This window comes from Aeromicrobium yanjiei (genome assembly GCF_009649075.1).
Classification (GTDB): Bacteria; Actinomycetota; Actinomycetes; order Propionibacteriales; family Nocardioidaceae; genus Aeromicrobium; species Aeromicrobium yanjiei.
This window is the reverse complement of record NZ_CP045737.1, coordinates 3,594,407-3,610,824: the sequence shown is the minus strand read 5'-3', so window position 1 is coordinate 3,610,824 and position 16,418 is coordinate 3,594,407. Positions and strand designations below refer to the sequence as shown.

Sequence of the window (16,418 nt, the reverse complement as noted above, 5' to 3'; positions counted from 1 at the left end):
CCCCCTCGTGCGTGCAGGTCAGGCGCTCAGCGCTCGACCTCTCCGGCGATGTACTTCTCGAGCATCTCGCGACCGAGGTCGTCGGGACGCTGCTCCGGGGGCGACTTCATCAGGTAGGACGAGGCCGACAGCAGGGCGCCGCCGATGCCGCGGTCCTTGGCGATCTTGGCCGCGCGGATCGCATCGATGATGATGCCGGCGGAGTTGGGCGAGTCCCAGACCTCCAGCTTGTACTCCAGGTTGAGGGGCACGTCGCCGAATGCGCGTCCCTCGAGCCGCACGTACGCCCACTTGCGGTCGTCGAGCCACTGGACGTAGTCGCTCGGGCCGATGTGCACGTTCTTGGCACCGAGGTCGTGGTTGATGTTCGACGTCACGGCCTGGGTCTTGGAGATCTTCTTGGACTCGAGGCGGTCGCGCTCCAGCATGTTCTTGAAGTCCATGTTGCCGCCGACGTTGAGCTGGTACGTGCGGTCGAGCACGACGCCTCGGTCCTGGAACAGCTTGGCCATCACGCGGTGGGTGATGGTGGCGCCCACCTGGCTCTTGATGTCGTCGCCGATGATCGGGACGCCGGCGTCCTCGAACTTGCGCGCCCACTCCGGATCCGAGGCGATGAAGACGGGCAGCGCGTTGACGAAGGCGACCTTCGCGTCGATCGCGCACTGCGCGTAGAACTTGTCGGCCTCCTCCGACCCGACCGGGAGATAGGACACCAGCACGTCGGCCTGGGTGTCCTTGAGGACCTGGACGACGTCCACGGCCGGGGCGTCGGACTCCTCGATGGTCTCGCGGTAGTACTTGCCGAGGCCGTCGAGCGTGTTGCCCTTCTGGACGATGATGCCGGTCGGGGGCACGTCGGCGATCTTGATCGTGTTGTTCTCGCTGGCCTGCGTCGCCTCGGCCAGGTCGAAGCCGACCTTCTTGGCGTCGACGTCGAATGCGGCCACGAACTCGATGTCGTTGACGTGGTACTCACCGAACTTGACGTGCATGAGTCCGGGGACGCCGGCCTCGGGGTCGGCATCCTTGTAGTACTCGACGCCCTGGATCAGGGACGTGGCACAGTTGCCCACACCCACAATTGCTACGCGTACCGAACCCATGGGTTCTCCTTCGTTGTTCTTCACTTCGTTGGTTGGTTGTCTGGGGCGTCCGCATCGGGATAGCCGCCCGATCGTTCACGATCGATCAGCTCGGTCAGCCACTTGACCTCGCGCTCGACTGACTCCAGGCCGTGACGTTGCAGCTCCAAGGTGTAGGAGTCGACGCGGTCACGTTTGCGCTGCCCGGCCTTGCGGACGTGCTCGAGCCGCTCCTCCAAGCGGCTTCGGCGACCTTCGAGGATGCGAACCCTCGAGGCGGCGTCGGTGCGCGAGAAGAAGGCGAACCGCACGCCGAATGTCTCGTCGTCCCACGTCGACGGGCCCGAGTCCTCGAGCGCCTGGGCGAAGTGTTCCTTGCCCTCGGCCGTGAGCTGGTAGACGATGCGGGCGCGCCTGCCCTTGCCCTCGAGCGACTCGGTCTGGTCGGCCACGATGTAGCCGGCCTTGCCGAGCGCCTTCAGTGCGGGGTAGAGCGTCCCGTAGGACAGGATGCGACCCCAGCCCAGCAAGGCGTTGACCTGCTTGCGCAGCTCGTAGCCGTGCATCGGGGCGTCGTGCAGCAGTCCGAGGACCGCCACCTCCAGCGCCGCGCCGCGTCGTGTCATGTGTTGCCCTGTCCTGACATATGGTGCCGTTTGTTATATCGAGACGATACATCGATCCAGCATCTGCGCCAACACCCCGGGCGGGGTGAGTCGTGACACTGATGGCCCCTGTGATTCGGCATTCTTCGGTAGGTTCGGCACACTTGACGGGGCGGATCCGCATCTCGGATCCTCGATGGAGGTAGACGGACCCTTGGCAACACAGCGAAAGCGCACGACCACGAAGAGTGGCCGCGCCGCAGGCGGCAGCGGCTTCGGCAACCGCGTGAAGGGCTTCGGACGCAGGATCGGCGGTCGCGGACCGTGGTGGAGCAAGCTCATCCGGTGGGTCGCATTCCTCGGCGTCGCCGGAGCGCTCGCCCTCGCGGCGACGTTCTTCATCCTCTACCGCGCGATCGCGATCCCGGACGCCAACGCGGACTTCCAGACCCAGACGACGCAGGTCTACTACTCCGACGGCAAGCACAAGCTCGGTGAGTTCGCGCGGCAGGACCGCGAGAGCATCTCGATCGACGAGGTCCCCGCCTCGATGCAGGCGGCCGCCATCGCCGCCGAGGACCGCTCGTTCTACTCCAACCGCGGCATCGACATCAAGGGCATCATCCGCGCCGCCCGTGACAACACCACGAGCGGATCGGTGCAGTCCGGCGGCTCCACGATCACCCAGCAGTACGTCAAGATCCTGTACCTGACGCAGGAGCGCTCCTACTCCCGCAAGGTCAAGGAAGCGATCCTCTCGGTCAAGATCCACAACCAGCTGAGCAAGAAGGAGATCCTCGAGGGCTACCTCAACACGATCTACTTCGGCAACGGCGCGTACGGCGTCGAGGTCGCCTCGCAGACCTACTTCGGCAAGCCTGCCTCGAAGCTCAACTACGCGCAGTCCGCGCTGCTCGCGACGATCATCAACAGCCCGAGCTACTACGACCCCTACGCCGAGGGCGCCAAGGATCGCATCCAGCCGCGCTTCTCCTACGTCCTGAACGGCATGGTCAAGTCCGGCGCGATCACCGCCGAGCAGGCGGCCAAGTTCTCCGACCGCATCCCCTCGGTCGTGGACAAGAAGAACAGCAGCCGCTTCAGCGGGTCGAAGGGCTACCTCCTGTCGCTCGTGCAGAACCAGATGCAGTCGCTCGACTTCACCGACGACCAGATCTACGGTGGCGGCCTGCGCATCGTGACGACGTTCGACTACAACAAGCAGAAGAAGGCCATCGAGTCGGTCAAGGCACTGCGCCCCGACGCCAAGGAGCTGCACCAGGCGCTCGTGTCGGTCCAGCCAGGCACGGGAGCGGTCCGCGCGATGTACGGCGGACGCGACTACCTGAAGAACCAGGTCAACTGGGCCACCGCGCCCACGCAGCCCGGATCGACCTTCAAGGCGTTCGCGGTCATCGCGGCCCTCGAGGACGGCTACAGCCTCACGACCCGCCTCAACGGCAACTCGCCCCTGTTCAAGGACGGCAAGGAGATCGCCTTCAACCAGGGCGACAGCCTCGGCAAGTCGTTCGGCTTCATCCCGCTGTCGACCGCGACGCAGGAGTCGGTCAACACGGCGTTCGTCGATCTCGTCGACCAGATGGAGGACGGCCCGGACAAGGTCATCAAGGCCGCGCAGCAGGCCGGCATCCCCAAGCGTCTGCTGGACCGGGAGCGCAAGAACGAGAACGGCTCGTTCCCGCTGGTGACGCCGCTCGGCTACTTCGGCGTCGCCCCGGTCGACATGGCCAATGCGTACGCGACGCTCGCAGCGGGCGGCAAGCGAGCCGACTGGTTCGTGATCCAGAAGGTGTCGGACTACCGCGGCGACTCGTTGTACAAGCACGAGGTCAAGACCAAGCAGACGATCCCCGAGGACGTCGCTGCCGACACGATCGCGGCGCTGCAGGGCGTCGTGCGCTCGGGCACCGGCACCAACGGCAACACGGTCTGCACCACCGCGGGCAAGACCGGCACGGCCACGGCCGGGCCGGACGACGACCAGCACGTGTCGTCGTCGTGGTTCGCGGGGTTCACCCCCAAGCTGGCCACCGCGGTGATGTACAACCGCGGCAAGCTCGGCAACGCCGATCTCGAGGGTTACATGGTGCCGTTCTTCGGTGGTCAGATCCCGGCCAAGACGTTCAAGCTCTACATGGACCAGGTGCTCGACCCGAGCGACTGCGGAACGTTCCCGCCGCCGGCCAACCTGCAGAGCGACAAGGGGCCCGTCTACCGGGAGCCGGCGCCCAAGCCGGAGCGGACGACCAAGCCCAAGCCGAAGCCCGAGCCGACGCGGACGACCCCGTCGCCGACCACGCCGAAGCCCACGGCGCCCCAGCCGACGGCGCCCGATCCGACGCAGCCGACGACGCCGGCGACGCCGGCACCGACCACGCCGTCGCCCCAGTCGAGGGAGTGACCCGGCTCAGCGCAGGTTGACGGCGTCGAACGTCGCGGTGGTGAAGCGCACCGCGACGTCGACGCGGTCGCCGACCGCGGGGGCGGTGGCCGAGGCCGGCAGGAAGATCATGCTGGCCTGCATGTGCGGCGGCTCGGCGAACCAGCGCTGCTTGCCGTCGACCGTGAACGGCGACAGCGACAGCCCGGCGGCCTCGAGCCCGCCCTTGGCCAGCAGCTTGCCGCGCTGGACGGCGCCCGACGACGCCTTGGGCGCCTCGAGGCCGACACCGTGGCTCGTGCCGCCGGAGATGATCAGCAGCGTCCCGTCGCGGGGCATGGGTCGCTGGCGATAGCCGATGTGCTCGCCGCGGGCGACCAGGTGCGCGTCGAGGACCGTCGCGCGTACGGACAGGGCACCCAGGTCGCCCAGCCACAAGGACGTGCCGATGCGCGGTCTCACGTCGAGGTGCGGGCGGTGGGTGCGCAGCGCCGCGAGCTCGGCGGGGGTCAGGTGCGAGACGTACAGCGTGGTCGTGTCGACCTGCGAGGCCTCGAGCGCCGCGGCCCAGCTCTGGGCCTCGGTGAAGTTGCCCCCTGCCCGGCCTGCCGGGCCGAGCGGGAGGTGGATCGCGAAGCCCTCGACGCGCAGGTCCCCGAGGGCCGCGACGGCGGCCGCGAGCTCGTGGCGGTCCAGGCCGTGGCGGGCCATCGAGGTCTCACCCTCGAGGATGATGCGTGCGCCCGGTGCCTGCGCTGCGAGCTCTTCGATGTCCGCGACCCGGCCCATCGTGTGGATGACCCGGTCGTCCAGGACCACGTGGTCGAAGAACGGTCGCCACGGCGTCAGCACCATGACGTCCCCGTCGAAGGCGGCCAGTGCCTCGGGCACCTCGTTGTACGTGCCGACCGCGATGCTGCCGAGGCCGAGACGGGTCGACTCCGCCGCCAGCAGGTCACGGCCGAGGCCGTAGCCGTTGCCCTTGATGACCGGGACGATGCCGGGCGTGGCCTCGACCATCGTGTCCAGGTGCCGTCGCCAGCGCTGGGTGTCGACGTCGAGCTCGAATCCTGCACTCATGCGCGGCTCACCCTCTCCTCTTCATGTAGGTGGTGAAGCCCAGGTGCAGGGGCCGGCTGATCGGCAGGTCCCACTCGCCGAGGTACTCCACGGCCTCCCCGCCGGTGCCGACCTTGAACTGGATCAGGCCGACGTGCGAGTCCGCGGGGTCGAGGGTCTCGGTGATGCCCCGCATGTCGTACGTCGTCGCCCCGGCAGCCAGCGCGTCGCGCATCATCTGCCATTGGATCGCGTTGGAGCCGCGGACGTCGCGCTTCGCGGTCGTCGAGGCGCCGTAGGAGTACCAGGCGTGCTCGCCGACGCGGACCATCGTGGTCGCGGCGACCAGATCGCCCTCGTGGCGGGCGAGGTAGAGCACGAGCCGGTCGGGCTCCTCCGTCGTCAGGGCGTCCCACATGCGCTCGAAGTACGACAGGGGGCGCGGGGTGAAGTGATCCCGCTCGGCCGTCTCGGCGTACACGCGGTGGAACTCCGCGAGGTCGTCGCGACTCCCGGTGGTGACCTCGACCCCGGCCTTGGCCGCCTTCTTGATGTTGCGCCGCCACAGCTGGTTCATGCCGGCGAGGACGTCCTCCTCGGTGCGTCCCGCGAGCGGCACCTGGAAGTTGAACTTGGGCTGGCCGGCTGAGAAGCCACCCTCGGTGGGCAGCTCCTTCCAGCCCAGCGCAGTCAGCTCGGTCGCGACCGCGAGGGCCGCGGCGTCGCTGACGTCCGCGGGCACGTCGGACAGCGTCCCGAGGACCGGATCGGCGATCGCCTGCTTGATCGTGCCCGCGTGCCAGCGGCGGGTGACGACGGGCGGGCCCATGCGGATGCCGAAGGCGCCCTGCTCCTTGAGGTGGGCGCGCAGGGGATCGAGCCAGCGGGCGAGGTCGCCGCCGAGCCAGTCGATGTCGGGGCCCTCGGGCAGGTACGCCAGATAGCGCTTGAGCCTCGGCAGCTGCCGGTAGAGCACGAGTGCTGCACCCACGACGCGGTCGCCGTCGAACCAGCCGATCGACTCGCCGCGCCACTCGCTCTTGACCACCGCCCACGCCGGTGTCTGCAGGAAGCTGACGGACGGTCGGCGCCGGATGAAGTCGAGGTGCTCGGCGTCGCTGATGGGCCTGACACGAAGGGGTCCGGGGAGGGAGGCTGACGTCACCGCTCCACGCTACCAACCGGCGCCGTGGTCCTGAGCCGGTCCGTCGGTTAGCCTTGCCTAAGTCTCCCGACGGAAGGATCCGACTGTGAAGACGTACACCGCCACGGTGCTCGGTCGTCGACAGCTCTCGGCGCACCTCGTGACCGTGACCCTGGGTGGTCTTCGCGGCTGGGCGTCCACGGGCGTCCCCGACGAGTACATCCGCGTCCTGATCCCGCCGGCCGGGGCCGAGCTGGCACTCCCGCAGATCGACGAGAAGTGGACCATCTCGTACCCCGAGGGCGCGGTCGAGCCGGACTTCCGCGTCTACACGATCTCGGACCACCGGGTCGTGGACGGCGAGACCCGCGTCGACCTGGACATCGCCCTGCACGACGAGGGCGTCGGCTCGAGCTGGGCGCGCAGCTGCCGGCCGGGCGACGTCGTGGGGGTCATCGAGCCGCACGGGCTGTACGCCGCGCCGGTGGACGTCGGCTGGCAGCTGCTGGTCGCCGACATCACCGGACTGCCCGCGGTCGCTCGCATCCTGCGCGGGCTGTCAGCGCAGCAGAAGGCCGTCGTCCACGTCGTCCTGACCGATCCGGGCGACCAGATCGCGCTGCCGAGCGCCGCGGACGTCGATCTCACCTGGCAGGTGGTCGCGAAGGAGACCGACGTCTGCGAGGCGCTCACCGCGGCCGTGACCTCACGCGAGCTGCCGGATGCGGACCGCTACGTGTGGCTCGCGGGGGAGGCCCGCTCCAGCCGTGCGGTGCGCCGGCACCTGCGGCGCGAGCTCAGGTGGCCGCAGGCCGACTTCTACACGTGCGGCTACTGGCAGATCGACGCCGAGAAGTGGAACGCCCGCTACGAGGAGGTCGCGGAGGAGGTCGTCAAGATGTCCGCCGAGGTGCAGCAGAAGGTCGGCGACGACCAGGGCGCCTACCTGGACGCCCTCGACGACATCTACGAGTCCGTCGGCCTCTGACCCACCGCTGACGCGCGCCTCCCGTCCGCCGAGGGGAGGGTTACGTCCGCCGACGCGCGCCTCCCGTCCGCCGAGGGGTGGGTTACGTCCGTTGACGCGCGCCTCCCGTCTGCCGAGGGGGGTACGTCAGCGGACCGGGGGCTCCCGTCAGCGGACCGGGGCCTCCCCTGAGCGGACCGGGGGGTCCCGTCAGCGGACCGGGGGCTCCCGTCAGCGGACCGGGGCCTCCCCTGAGCGGACCGGGGGGTCCCGTCAGCGGACCGGAGGCGCGCGTCAGCGGACGGGGGGCGCGCGTCAGCGGGCGACGGTGTAGCGGGGCTCGGTGGGGACGACGAGCAGGGACATGCCGGCCTCGGACGGGGTGCGGTCGGCCTTGCGGTGGTTGCACCGCAGGCACGCGGCGACCGCGTTGTCCCACGTCAGCGTCCCGCCGCGGCTGCGCGGCACGATGTGGTCGACGGTCTCGGCCTGCCCGCCGCAGTAGGCGCACATCTTGTCGCGTGCCTTGATCGCGGACTTCGTGCACATCGACCCGCGCCGGTGCATCCACCGGGTGACGACGTAGCGGACCAGCCGCAGCACCTTCGGCACCGGGAATGGGCCGAACGTCCCGCCGGCCTCCTCCTCGATCACCGCGACCTCACGGACCAGCATCTTGATCGCGTGGCGCATGGACACGCGCTGCAGGGGCTCGTAGCTCGCGTTGAGCACGAGCACGTACGCATCCGCCATGGCCGGTCCCTTCCTGAGCCCGAGCGTAGTCCCCGTGGCGCGATCCGGCCCGGAAGATGAGGAGAAACGCCCCGGTGTGGCGGGCGGCACCCCACCACCGCGACACACGGCCCCCGGTTCTGTCCTACGGTGATCCCCGTGGACACCTCAGAGCTCTTCGACGGCTACGGACCGATCGCAGGATTTGACGAGATGTTCGAGGGGTCGGACGTACGCGACAGCTACGGTCAGGTTCACGCCTCGTTCCAGAAGATGGGCGCCGACGAGGTACGCCTGCGGGCGGACTCGCTCGCCTCGTCCTATCTCGAGCAGGGCGTGACGTTCGGCGTCGAGGGCGAGGAGCGACCGTTCCCGCTCGACATCGTCCCGCGGCTCATCGAGGCCGAGGACTGGGACCACGTCGAGCAGGGGGTACGCCAGCGCGTGCTGGCCCTCGAGAAGTTCCTCGCGGACGCGTACGGACCCGGCGAGCTCTTCGCGGACGGCGTTGTTCCCCGTGAAACAGTCGTCACCTCCCCGCACTACCACCGGGTCGTGGCCGGTCTCGAGCCCGCGAACGGGGTGCGCGTCCACGTCGCGGGCGTCGACCTGATCCGCGACGGCAACGGCGACTTCCGGGTGCTCGAGGACAACGTCCGGGTCCCGTCCGGCGTCTCGTACGTCATGACCAACCGGCGGGCGCTGTCCGCGGCGCTGCCCGAGGTGTTCGCAGACCACCGCATCCGTCCGGTCTCGCAGTACTCGCAGCGGCTGCTCGCGGCGCTGCGCAAGGCCGCCCCCGCGGGCGTCAGCGATCCGACGGTCGTCGTGCTGACGCCGGGCGTCTACAACTCGGCGTACTTCGAGCACACCCTGCTGGCGCGCACGATGGGCGTCGAGCTCGTCGAGGGTCGCGACCTGGTGTGCCGCTCGGGCCGGGTCATGATGCGTACGACGCAGGGCCTCGAGCCGGTCCACGTGATCTACCGCCGCATCGACGACGAGTTCCTCGACCCGGTGCAGTTCCGCCCCGACTCCGCACTGGGCGTGCCCGGCATCATCAACGCGGCCCGCGCGGGTCACGTCACGATCGCGAACGCGGTCGGCAACGGCGTCGCGGACGACAAGCTGCTCTACACGTACGTGCCGGACCTGATCCGCTACTACCTCTCCGAGGAGCCGATCCTGCGCAACGTCGACACCTGGCGCATGGGTGAGGCCGATCAGCGCGAGGAGGTGCTGGACCGCCTCGACGAGCTCGTGCTCAAGCCGGTCGACGGCTCGGGCGGCAAGGGCATCGTGATCGGCCCGGCCGCGTCGAAGGAGGAGCTCGAGGAGCTCCGCACCAAGATCCTGCTCGACCCGCGCGCCTGGATCGCGCAGCCGGTCGTCTCGCTGTCGACCGTCCCGACCCTGGTCGAGAACGGCATCCGTCCCCGCCACGTCGACCTGCGCCCGTTCGCGGTGCACGACGGCGACGACGTGTTCGTCCTGCCCGGCGGCCTGACCCGCGTCGCCCTCCCCGAGGGCGAGCTGATCGTCAACTCCAGCCGCGGCGGCGGGTCGAAGGACACCTGGGTGCTGGCCCGGCCCACCGATCCCGACGACGAGGGCGAGGTCGCCCCGACGGCCACCCCGGTCACCGGCATCAGCCAGTCCGCGGGCCCGGCGCTCGAGGCCGAGGTGCCCGACCTCCAGGTCCACGAGCAGGAGCAGCAGCAACAGCAGGGTGACCCCAAGGCAGGAGACAAGACGTGCTGAGCCGCATCGCCGAGTCGTTGTTCTGGATCGGTCGCTACCTCGAGCGGGCCGACGACACCGCCCGCATCCTGGACGTCCAGATGCAGGTGCTCATCGAGGACCCCGGCATGGACGAGCGCACCTCGTGCGAGCAGCTGCTCTCGGTCATGGGCGTCGAGGACTACACCGGGCAGCCCAACCGCTGGATGCTCCTAGACCTCCTCGCCCACAACCCCGAGTCGCCGACCTCGATCGCGACGGCGATCGGTGCGGCCCGCGAGAGCGCCCGCCGTGCCCGCGAGACGCTGTCGACCGACATCTGGGCCGCGATCAACACGACGTGGCGTGGCCTCGGCACGGCCCGTGCGATGCGCGCCCCGGACATGTTCAGCTGGGTCCGCAACCGCACCGCGATGATCTCCGGCATCGCGGACGCCACGATGTCGCGTGACGACGGTTGGCACTTCTACATGCTGGGACGCAGCATCGAGCGCGTCGACATGACCGCCCGCCTGCTGTCCACCGCCGCGCTCGCCTCGGGCCCCCAGGTCGCGTGGCCGACGACGCTGCGGGCCTGCGGAGCGTACGAGAGCTTCATCCGGGCGTACCGCGGGATCGAGGCGGATCGCCAGGCGGCCGAGTTCCTGCTGCTCGACCGATGGTTCCCGCGCTCGATCGTGTCGTCGCTCGCCGAGGCCGAACGTGCCCTGGGCAAGCTCGGCTCGTCCGGCCAGCGATCGGGATTCAGCGACGAGGCCCAGCGGCTCCTCGGTCGGGCCCGCACCGAGCTGGAGTACCGACCGCTCAACGACATCGTCTTCGACCTGCCGGTCGAGATGGAGCGGCTGCAGCGCAGCTGCGCCGCAGCGAGTGACGCGGTGTCCGCGCGCTACTTCGCCGAGTCCGAGATGCACACCTGGCGCGGAGGGGTTGTTCTATGAGCGGGGTGACGCGATGACCATGCAGCTGAGGATCAAGCACACGACGGGCTATCACTACGAGAAGGGCGCGATGGCGTCCTTCAACGAGGCGCGCATGACGCCGATGACGACGTCGGAGCAGTACGTCCTGCGCTCGCGCCTCGACATCACGCCGACCCCGTGGTCGTACGAGTACCGCGACTACTGGGGCACGACGGTCACCTCGTTCGAGGTGCACGATCCGCACGCCGACCTCACGGTGGTCGCGACGTCGACGGTCGAGACCCAGGAGGTCGCGCCCAAGTCGCACGGCATCGCGTGGGAGGACCTCGTCGACGACGTCCGCGACGAGTGGTGCGAGTACCTCGTGCTCAGCGACTGGGTGGCCCCCGCCGCGGGGCTCGCCGACGAGATCGCCGGCTTCCGCGCCGAGGCCGAGCGGCCGTCGGACTACGTCGAGGCCGTGATGCGGCACCTGCACGACCGGGTCGCGTACGTGCCGGGGAGCACCGAGGTCACCACGACCGCCGCCGACGCGTGGGACGCCAGGACCGGCGTCTGCCAGGACTTCGCCCACCTCAGCCTCGGCGCGCTGCGGGCCGCCGGCATCCCCGCCCGCTACGTCTCGGGCTATCTCCACCCCTCGCCCGACCCCGTCGTGGGCGTGGCCGTCGAGGGCGAGTCGCACGCCTGGATCGAGTGGTGGGACGGCGAGTGGGTCGGTTGGGACCCGACCAACGCGATCGCCCCGGGGCCCCGGCACGTCGTGGTCGCCAAGGGACGCGACTACGGCGACAGCCCGCCGCTGCGGGGGATCTTCTCGACCGCGGGCGGCTCCGAGCTGTTCGTCGGTGTGGAGATCACCCGCCTGCGCTAGCGTCGGGGTCATGGCTCTCCTCCACACCGCAGACATGCATCCGAGCAAGATCGAGCTGCTCCGCGCCTGGGTGCCGACCCAGCCGTGGTTCGAGGGCGACGACCAGCTCGAGCCCGTCGGGGCGTACCGGTTCGACGACCCCGACGGCGAGGTCGGGATCGAGACGGTGCTGGTGCGCTCGGGGGACGGGCCCGTCCTGCAGATCCCGTTGACGTACCGGGCCGAGCCGCTGGCGGGAGCCGAGGAGTTCCTGGTCGGCACGACCGAGCACACCGTGCTCGGCACCCGCTGGGTCTACGACGGGTGCGGCGACCCCGTGTACGCGGCCGCGATCGTCCGGACCATCGTGACCGGCGGCACCCAGGCAGACCTGGAGCGCCGGCTGTCCGACGGGACGATGGAGCCGGTCGAGCCCAACATGCGGGTCGTCGGCGGGGGCAGCAGCACCGAGCACGAGCCGGTGGGGCTGGTCGACGTCCGCGACGCCGACGGATCCACGGTCGTGGTGACGTCCGGCGCCGAGGTCGAGCTGCTGCGCGTCCTCGGCGGGGCGTGGGCCATGGGCGGCGAGACGCTGACCGGCACCTGGGCGGGACAGGACGAGCCGGTGCTCCTCGCGGTGGCGCGTTAGCGTGGGCGCATGACCGAAGAGCGCTACTACGCGGACCCCGTTCCTGACCTCCACCGCCCGTACGTCGCCGCCGAGGACCGCTACCAGCAGCTCGACTACCGGCGCGTCGGCACGTCCGGGCTGCTGCTGCCGCCGATCTCGCTCGGCCTGTGGTGGAACTTCGGCGACAACCGCCCCTTCGACACCCAGCGCGAGGTGCTGCGGCACGCATTCGACAAGGGCATCACGCACTTCGACCTGGCCAACAACTACGGCCCGCCCTACGGATCGGCCGAGGAGAACTTCGGCCGGATGATGCGCACGGACTTCAAGCCGTACCGCGATGAGCTGATCCTCTCGACCAAGGCCGGCTGGGACATGTGGCCCGGCCCGTACGGCAAGCTCGGCTCGCGCAAGTACCTCCTGTCGAGCCTGGACGCCTCGCTGGAGCGGATGAGCGTCGACTACGTCGACATCTTCTACTCCCACCGGGTCGACCCGGGCACGCCGCTGGAGGAGACCATCACGGCGCTCGACACCGCGGTCGGCCAGGGCAAGGCGCTCTACGCGGGCATCTCGTCGTACTCGCCCGAGCGCACGGCCGAGGCCGTCGCGATCGCGCGCGACCTGGGCACGCCCCTGGTCATCCACCAGCCGTCCTACTCGATGCTCAACCGCTGGGTCGAGGGCGGACTGCTCACAGTGCTGAATGAGCACGGGCTCGGCGCGATCGGCTTCTCGCCGCTCGCCCAGGGGTTGCTCACCGACCGCTACCTGGGCGACGACCCGGTCGAGCGCGCGGTCGATCGCGTCAGCCTCGACGAGGGCGTGCTGACCAAGGAGAACGTCGAGCGACTGCAGGGGCTCGCGGGCATCGCGAAGAAGCGCGGCCAGTCCCTCGCGCAGATGGCGATCTCGTGGATCCTGCGTCCCGGCGGCGTCACGTCCGCGCTGATCGGCGCCTCGTCGACCGAGCAGCTCGACGAGAACCTCGCGGCGGCCGGGCAGACCGACTTCACCGACGAGGAGCTCGCTGCGATCGAGCAGTTCGCCGGCGATGCCGAGGGCGTCGACATCTGGAAGGTCTCGGCCGAGCTCTGAGCGCACGTCCCGATCCGGTCCGGCAGCTGCTGGACAGCCCGCCCGACCTCCCGGTCCTGGCGGGGCTGCCAGCACTGACCGCGGCGCTGCATGCCAGGGGCGTCGCTGTGGTGCAGGCGCCTCCGGGCACCGGCAAGACGACGCTCGTCCCGCCCGCGGTGGCGGCGATGCTGGCCCGGGACGGTGGCCGGGTCGTGGTCACGCAGCCGCGGCGGATCGCCGCACGGGCGGCCGCGCGCCGACTCGCGGGCCTGCTCGGCGAACGGGTCGGTGAGACGGTGGGCCACACGGTCCGCGGTGACCGGGCCGTCGGCCCGGGCACCCGCATCGAGTTCGTGACGACCGGGGTGCTGCTGCGCCGGCTGCAGCGGGATCCCGAGCTGCCGGGGGTCGCGGCGGTCGTCCTCGACGAGGTGCACGAGCGGCAGCTCGACGCCGACCTGACGCTCGCCTTCCTGGTCGACGTCCGCGCCACGGTGCGGGACGACCTGCTGCTCGTCGCGATGTCGGCCACCGTCGAGGCCGAGCGCACCGCGGCGACGATCGATCCCGGTCCGGCCCCGATCATCGACGTCCCCGGTGCGTTGCACCCGGTGGCCCAGCACTGGGCGGCCCCGCCGCCCGGCGTGCTGCCGGTCGACGAGCGCGGGGTGCCGCCGCGCTTCCTCGACCACGTCGCGGCGACGGTCCGCGAGGCGGTGTCGGCCGAGACCGGCGACGTGCTGGTGTTCGTCCCGGGCGTCGGCGAGGTGGACGGGGTGATGCGACGGCTGTCCGGCCTCCCGGGCGTCGACGTGGTCGCCCTGCACGGCCGACTCCGTCCCGCCGAGCAGGACCTGGCACTCACCCGTGGACCGCGACGGCGGGTGGTGGTGTCGACCGCCGTTGCCGAGTCGTCGCTGACCGTGCCGGGCGTACGCGTGGTGGTCGACGCCGGGCTGTCGCGCGAGCCGCGCACCGATCAGGTCCGCGGGCTGCCCGCGCTCGTGACCGTGCGGGTCAGCCGGTCGGCGGCCGAGCAGCGCGCCGGCCGAGCCGGGCGGGAGGCACCCGGTGCCGTCTACCGGTGCTGGTCGCGGGCCGAGCACACCCATCTGGACCCCCACCCGGCCCCGGAGATCGCGGTGGCGGACCTGACCGGCTTCTGCCTCGAGCTGGCTGCGTGGGGCGATGTCGACGCGAGCGGTCTCGCTCTTCTCGACCCGCCGCCTGCCGCCGCCCTCGAGACGGCCCGGGACACGCTGGTCGAGCTCGGCGCGCTCGACGACGCGGGCGCGATCACGGCACGGGGGCGGGCGATGGCGCAGATCCCGGCTGATCCCCGTCTGGCCCGGGCGCTGCTCGACGGCGCCGAGGCGGTGGGTGCGCACCGGGCGGCAGAGGTCGTCGCGCTGCTCGACGACGACGTCCGCGCTCCGGGCGGCGACCTGGTCGCGGCGCTGCGCATGATGCGCCGGGGAGGACCGACCGCTCGTTCGTGGTCGGACGCCGTGGCGCGGCTGGAGTCGCTGCTGCCGGAGCGCCCGCGCCGTACCGAGCTGACCGACGACCTCGCGGTCGGCACCGTCGTGGCGCTCGCGCACCCCGGCCGCATCGCACGGCGCCGGCCGGGCGGCACGGCGTACCTCATGGTGTCGGGAACGGGGGCGTCGTTCCGCGCCGCCGACCCGGCGCTCGCGGGGGTGCCGTGGATCGCGATCGCCGACGCCGAGCGCCGGCCCGGGGCGCGCGACGCGACGATCCGCTCGGCAGCGCCCATCGACGAGGACATCGCGCTTGACGCGGCGTCCGGGACGTGGACCGAGGCCGACGAGGTGGTGTGGACGAACGGCCGGATCGTGGCCCGCCGGGTCACCCGCCTCGGCGCGATCGAGCTCTCCGCCGCCCCCCTGAACGATCCGCCGCCCGACGCCGTCGCCGCGGCGGTCGCGGACGGGCTCTCCCGCGAGGGCCTGGACCTGCTGCCCTGGAGCGACGCGGCCGTCGCCCTGCGCCGGAGGATGGCCTTCCTCCACCACGCCGTGGGCGATCCGTGGCCCGACGTCGGCGACGAGGCGCTGCTGGCCGGCATCGACGCCTGGCTCGGACCTGCCCTGGCGCGGGTGCGGGGCAGCCGCGACCTCGCCCGCCTCGACGTCCTCGGCGCGCTGCGCAGGCTGCTGCCGTGGCCCGAGGCGGGACGTCTCGACGAGCTGGCCCCCGAGCGGGTGACCCTGCCCAAGGGCTCGACGGCCAGGGTCGAGTACGGGCCGACCGGCACCGAGCAGCCCCTCGTCTCGGTCCGCCTGCAAGAGGCGTTCGGCTGGACCGAGACGCCCCGGCTCGCGGGCGGGCGGGTCCCGCTGCTGCTGCACCTGCTGACCCCGGCACGCCGACCGGCCGCGGTCACCGCCGACCTGGGGTCGTTCTGGGCCGGGCCCTACCGGCAGGTCCGTGCCGAGCTGCGCGGGCGCTACCCCAAGCACGCGTGGCCCGAGGACCCTACGCGCTGAGAGGGCTGATCTCGCCGATCGTGGCGGGGCCGACGGCGAGGACGCCGTCGTCCAGCGGCTCGGCGCGGATGCCGCCACGCCCCCGCAGCGCGCGGTGGGCGCCGGGCGCGTACACCTCGTTCATCCAGGCGCACGGGCTCGCGGCGGTGCGCGAGATGAACCGGATCGGCCCGTGGCCCGCGTCGATCGTGAAGGTCGTCCGCACGAGCGCGTCGACGTCCAGGCCGCGCGTCACCACGTTGCGGCGGGCGAGCACGGGGTCGAACGGCTCGGTGGTGGCAGGGAACAGCCCCTCGCCGGCGATCTCGTCCTGGAGCCAGTCGATCTGCTCGGCGGCGAAGAAGGTCACGGCGTAGCGGGAGTGTCGGGTGCCGAAGAACCGGTCGCCGACCAGGCCGCGGTGGGCCCGCACCTGCACGATCGTGGGGGACTCGTCGCCGTCGTACGGCAGGACCCCGTCGTGCGGGCGCCCCTCGTACCGATGCACCGGTGAGACCACCAGTGCCACGATCTCCAGCTCCACGCCCCCGACGCTACCCACCCTCCCCGCGACTGGCGCAAGCTGAAGGTTCTGGGACGGCGTGTCGTCCACTTCTGCGCCAGTCGCGGCTCGGTCTGCGCCAGTCGGGGGCGAGGGTGTGGATCCAGCGCGTACGTCCACAGGTTGCTCGCGCGGTCTCGAAGA

General features: G+C 70.9%; 14 protein-coding genes. 8 read left to right on the top strand and 6 right to left on the bottom strand.

Annotated elements, in window-relative coordinates:
- Positions 1-26: 26 nt before the first annotated feature.
- Together GEV26_RS17725 and GEV26_RS17720 are read right to left on the bottom strand one after the other, a co-directional pair.
- The gene (locus GEV26_RS17725; RefSeq protein WP_153654871.1) at positions 27-1,106 is read right to left on the bottom strand and encodes an inositol-3-phosphate synthase; all 1,080 of its coding nucleotides are present in this window, start codon (positions 1,104-1,106) and stop codon (positions 27-29) included.
- A 20-nt stretch (positions 1,107-1,126) separates the two neighbouring features.
- Positions 1,127-1,711 carry a PadR family transcriptional regulator gene (locus GEV26_RS17720; RefSeq protein WP_153654870.1) on the bottom strand — a complete coding sequence of 195 codons (585 nt, stop codon included), beginning with the start codon at positions 1,709-1,711 and terminating at the stop codon, positions 1,127-1,129.
- Positions 1,712-1,904: 193 nt separating this feature from the next.
- On the opposite strand from GEV26_RS17720, the gene GEV26_RS17715 reads away from it, so the two are divergent.
- Positions 1,905-4,112, top strand: coding sequence for a transglycosylase domain-containing protein (locus tag GEV26_RS17715; RefSeq protein WP_194839911.1), 2,208 nt, complete (start codon positions 1,905-1,907; stop codon positions 4,110-4,112).
- Positions 4,113-4,118: 6 nt separating this feature from the next.
- Here GEV26_RS17715 and GEV26_RS17710 read toward each other — a convergent pair whose 3' ends face one another.
- Both GEV26_RS17710 and GEV26_RS17705 read right to left on the bottom strand, forming a co-directional pair.
- Positions 4,119-5,171 carry an alanine racemase gene (locus GEV26_RS17710; RefSeq protein WP_153654868.1) on the bottom strand — a complete coding sequence of 351 codons (1,053 nt, stop codon included), beginning with the start codon at positions 5,169-5,171 and terminating at the stop codon, positions 4,119-4,121.
- A 7-nt stretch (positions 5,172-5,178) separates the two neighbouring features.
- Complete coding sequence (locus GEV26_RS17705; protein ID WP_153654867.1) at positions 5,179-6,315, bottom strand: lipid II:glycine glycyltransferase FemX; 1,137 nt, start codon at positions 6,313-6,315, stop codon at positions 5,179-5,181.
- An 85-nt stretch (positions 6,316-6,400) separates the two neighbouring features.
- On the opposite strand from GEV26_RS17705, the gene GEV26_RS17700 reads away from it, so the two are divergent.
- Positions 6,401-7,282: a siderophore-interacting protein gene (locus GEV26_RS17700; protein ID WP_153654866.1), complete on the top strand. Its 882-nt coding sequence runs from the start codon at positions 6,401-6,403 to the stop codon at positions 7,280-7,282.
- A gap of 294 nt (positions 7,283-7,576) precedes the next feature.
- On the opposite strand, the gene GEV26_RS17695 is transcribed toward GEV26_RS17700, so the two are convergent.
- Positions 7,577-8,014, bottom strand: a complete 438-nt coding sequence (locus tag GEV26_RS17695; protein WP_153654865.1) for an HNH endonuclease — start codon at positions 8,012-8,014, stop codon at positions 7,577-7,579.
- A 138-nt stretch (positions 8,015-8,152) separates the two neighbouring features.
- Here GEV26_RS17695 and GEV26_RS17690 point away from each other — a divergent pair, with 138 nt between their 5' ends.
- From GEV26_RS17690 to hrpB, 6 genes are read left to right on the top strand one after another with little or no spacing between them, the layout of a single operon-like run.
- Positions 8,153-9,754 (top strand): circularly permuted type 2 ATP-grasp protein, encoded by a 1,602-nt coding sequence (locus tag GEV26_RS17690; RefSeq protein ID WP_243838821.1) that lies wholly within the window; start codon positions 8,153-8,155, stop codon positions 9,752-9,754.
- The gene (locus GEV26_RS17685; protein WP_153654864.1) at positions 9,748-10,674 is read left to right on the top strand and encodes an alpha-E domain-containing protein; all 927 of its coding nucleotides are present in this window, start codon (positions 9,748-9,750) and stop codon (positions 10,672-10,674) included. The genes GEV26_RS17690 and GEV26_RS17685 overlap by 7 nt, the downstream gene beginning before the upstream one ends.
- A gap of 13 nt (positions 10,675-10,687) precedes the next feature.
- Complete coding sequence (locus GEV26_RS17680) at positions 10,688-11,530, top strand: transglutaminase family protein (protein ID WP_153654863.1); 843 nt, start codon at positions 10,688-10,690, stop codon at positions 11,528-11,530.
- Positions 11,531-11,540: 10 nt separating this feature from the next.
- Positions 11,541-12,161 (top strand): CG0192-related protein, encoded by a 621-nt coding sequence (locus GEV26_RS17675; protein WP_153654862.1) that lies wholly within the window; start codon positions 11,541-11,543, stop codon positions 12,159-12,161.
- Between the two features lie 9 nt (positions 12,162-12,170).
- Positions 12,171-13,241 (top strand): L-glyceraldehyde 3-phosphate reductase, encoded by a 1,071-nt coding sequence (gene mgrA, locus GEV26_RS17670; protein ID WP_153654861.1) that lies wholly within the window; start codon positions 12,171-12,173, stop codon positions 13,239-13,241.
- 29 nt (positions 13,242-13,270) lie between these two features.
- A complete protein-coding gene (hrpB, locus tag GEV26_RS17665) occupies positions 13,271-15,733 on the top strand; it encodes an ATP-dependent helicase HrpB (protein WP_424923853.1) in 2,463 nt (820 codons plus the stop codon).
- Here the strand turns inward: hrpB and GEV26_RS17660 are convergent.
- On the bottom strand, positions 15,723-16,256 hold the full coding sequence (locus GEV26_RS17660; RefSeq protein ID WP_153654860.1) for a molybdenum cofactor biosysynthesis protein: 534 nt from the start codon (positions 16,254-16,256) through the stop codon (positions 15,723-15,725). The genes hrpB and GEV26_RS17660 overlap by 11 nt on opposite strands.
- Positions 16,257-16,418 lie beyond the last annotated feature (162 nt).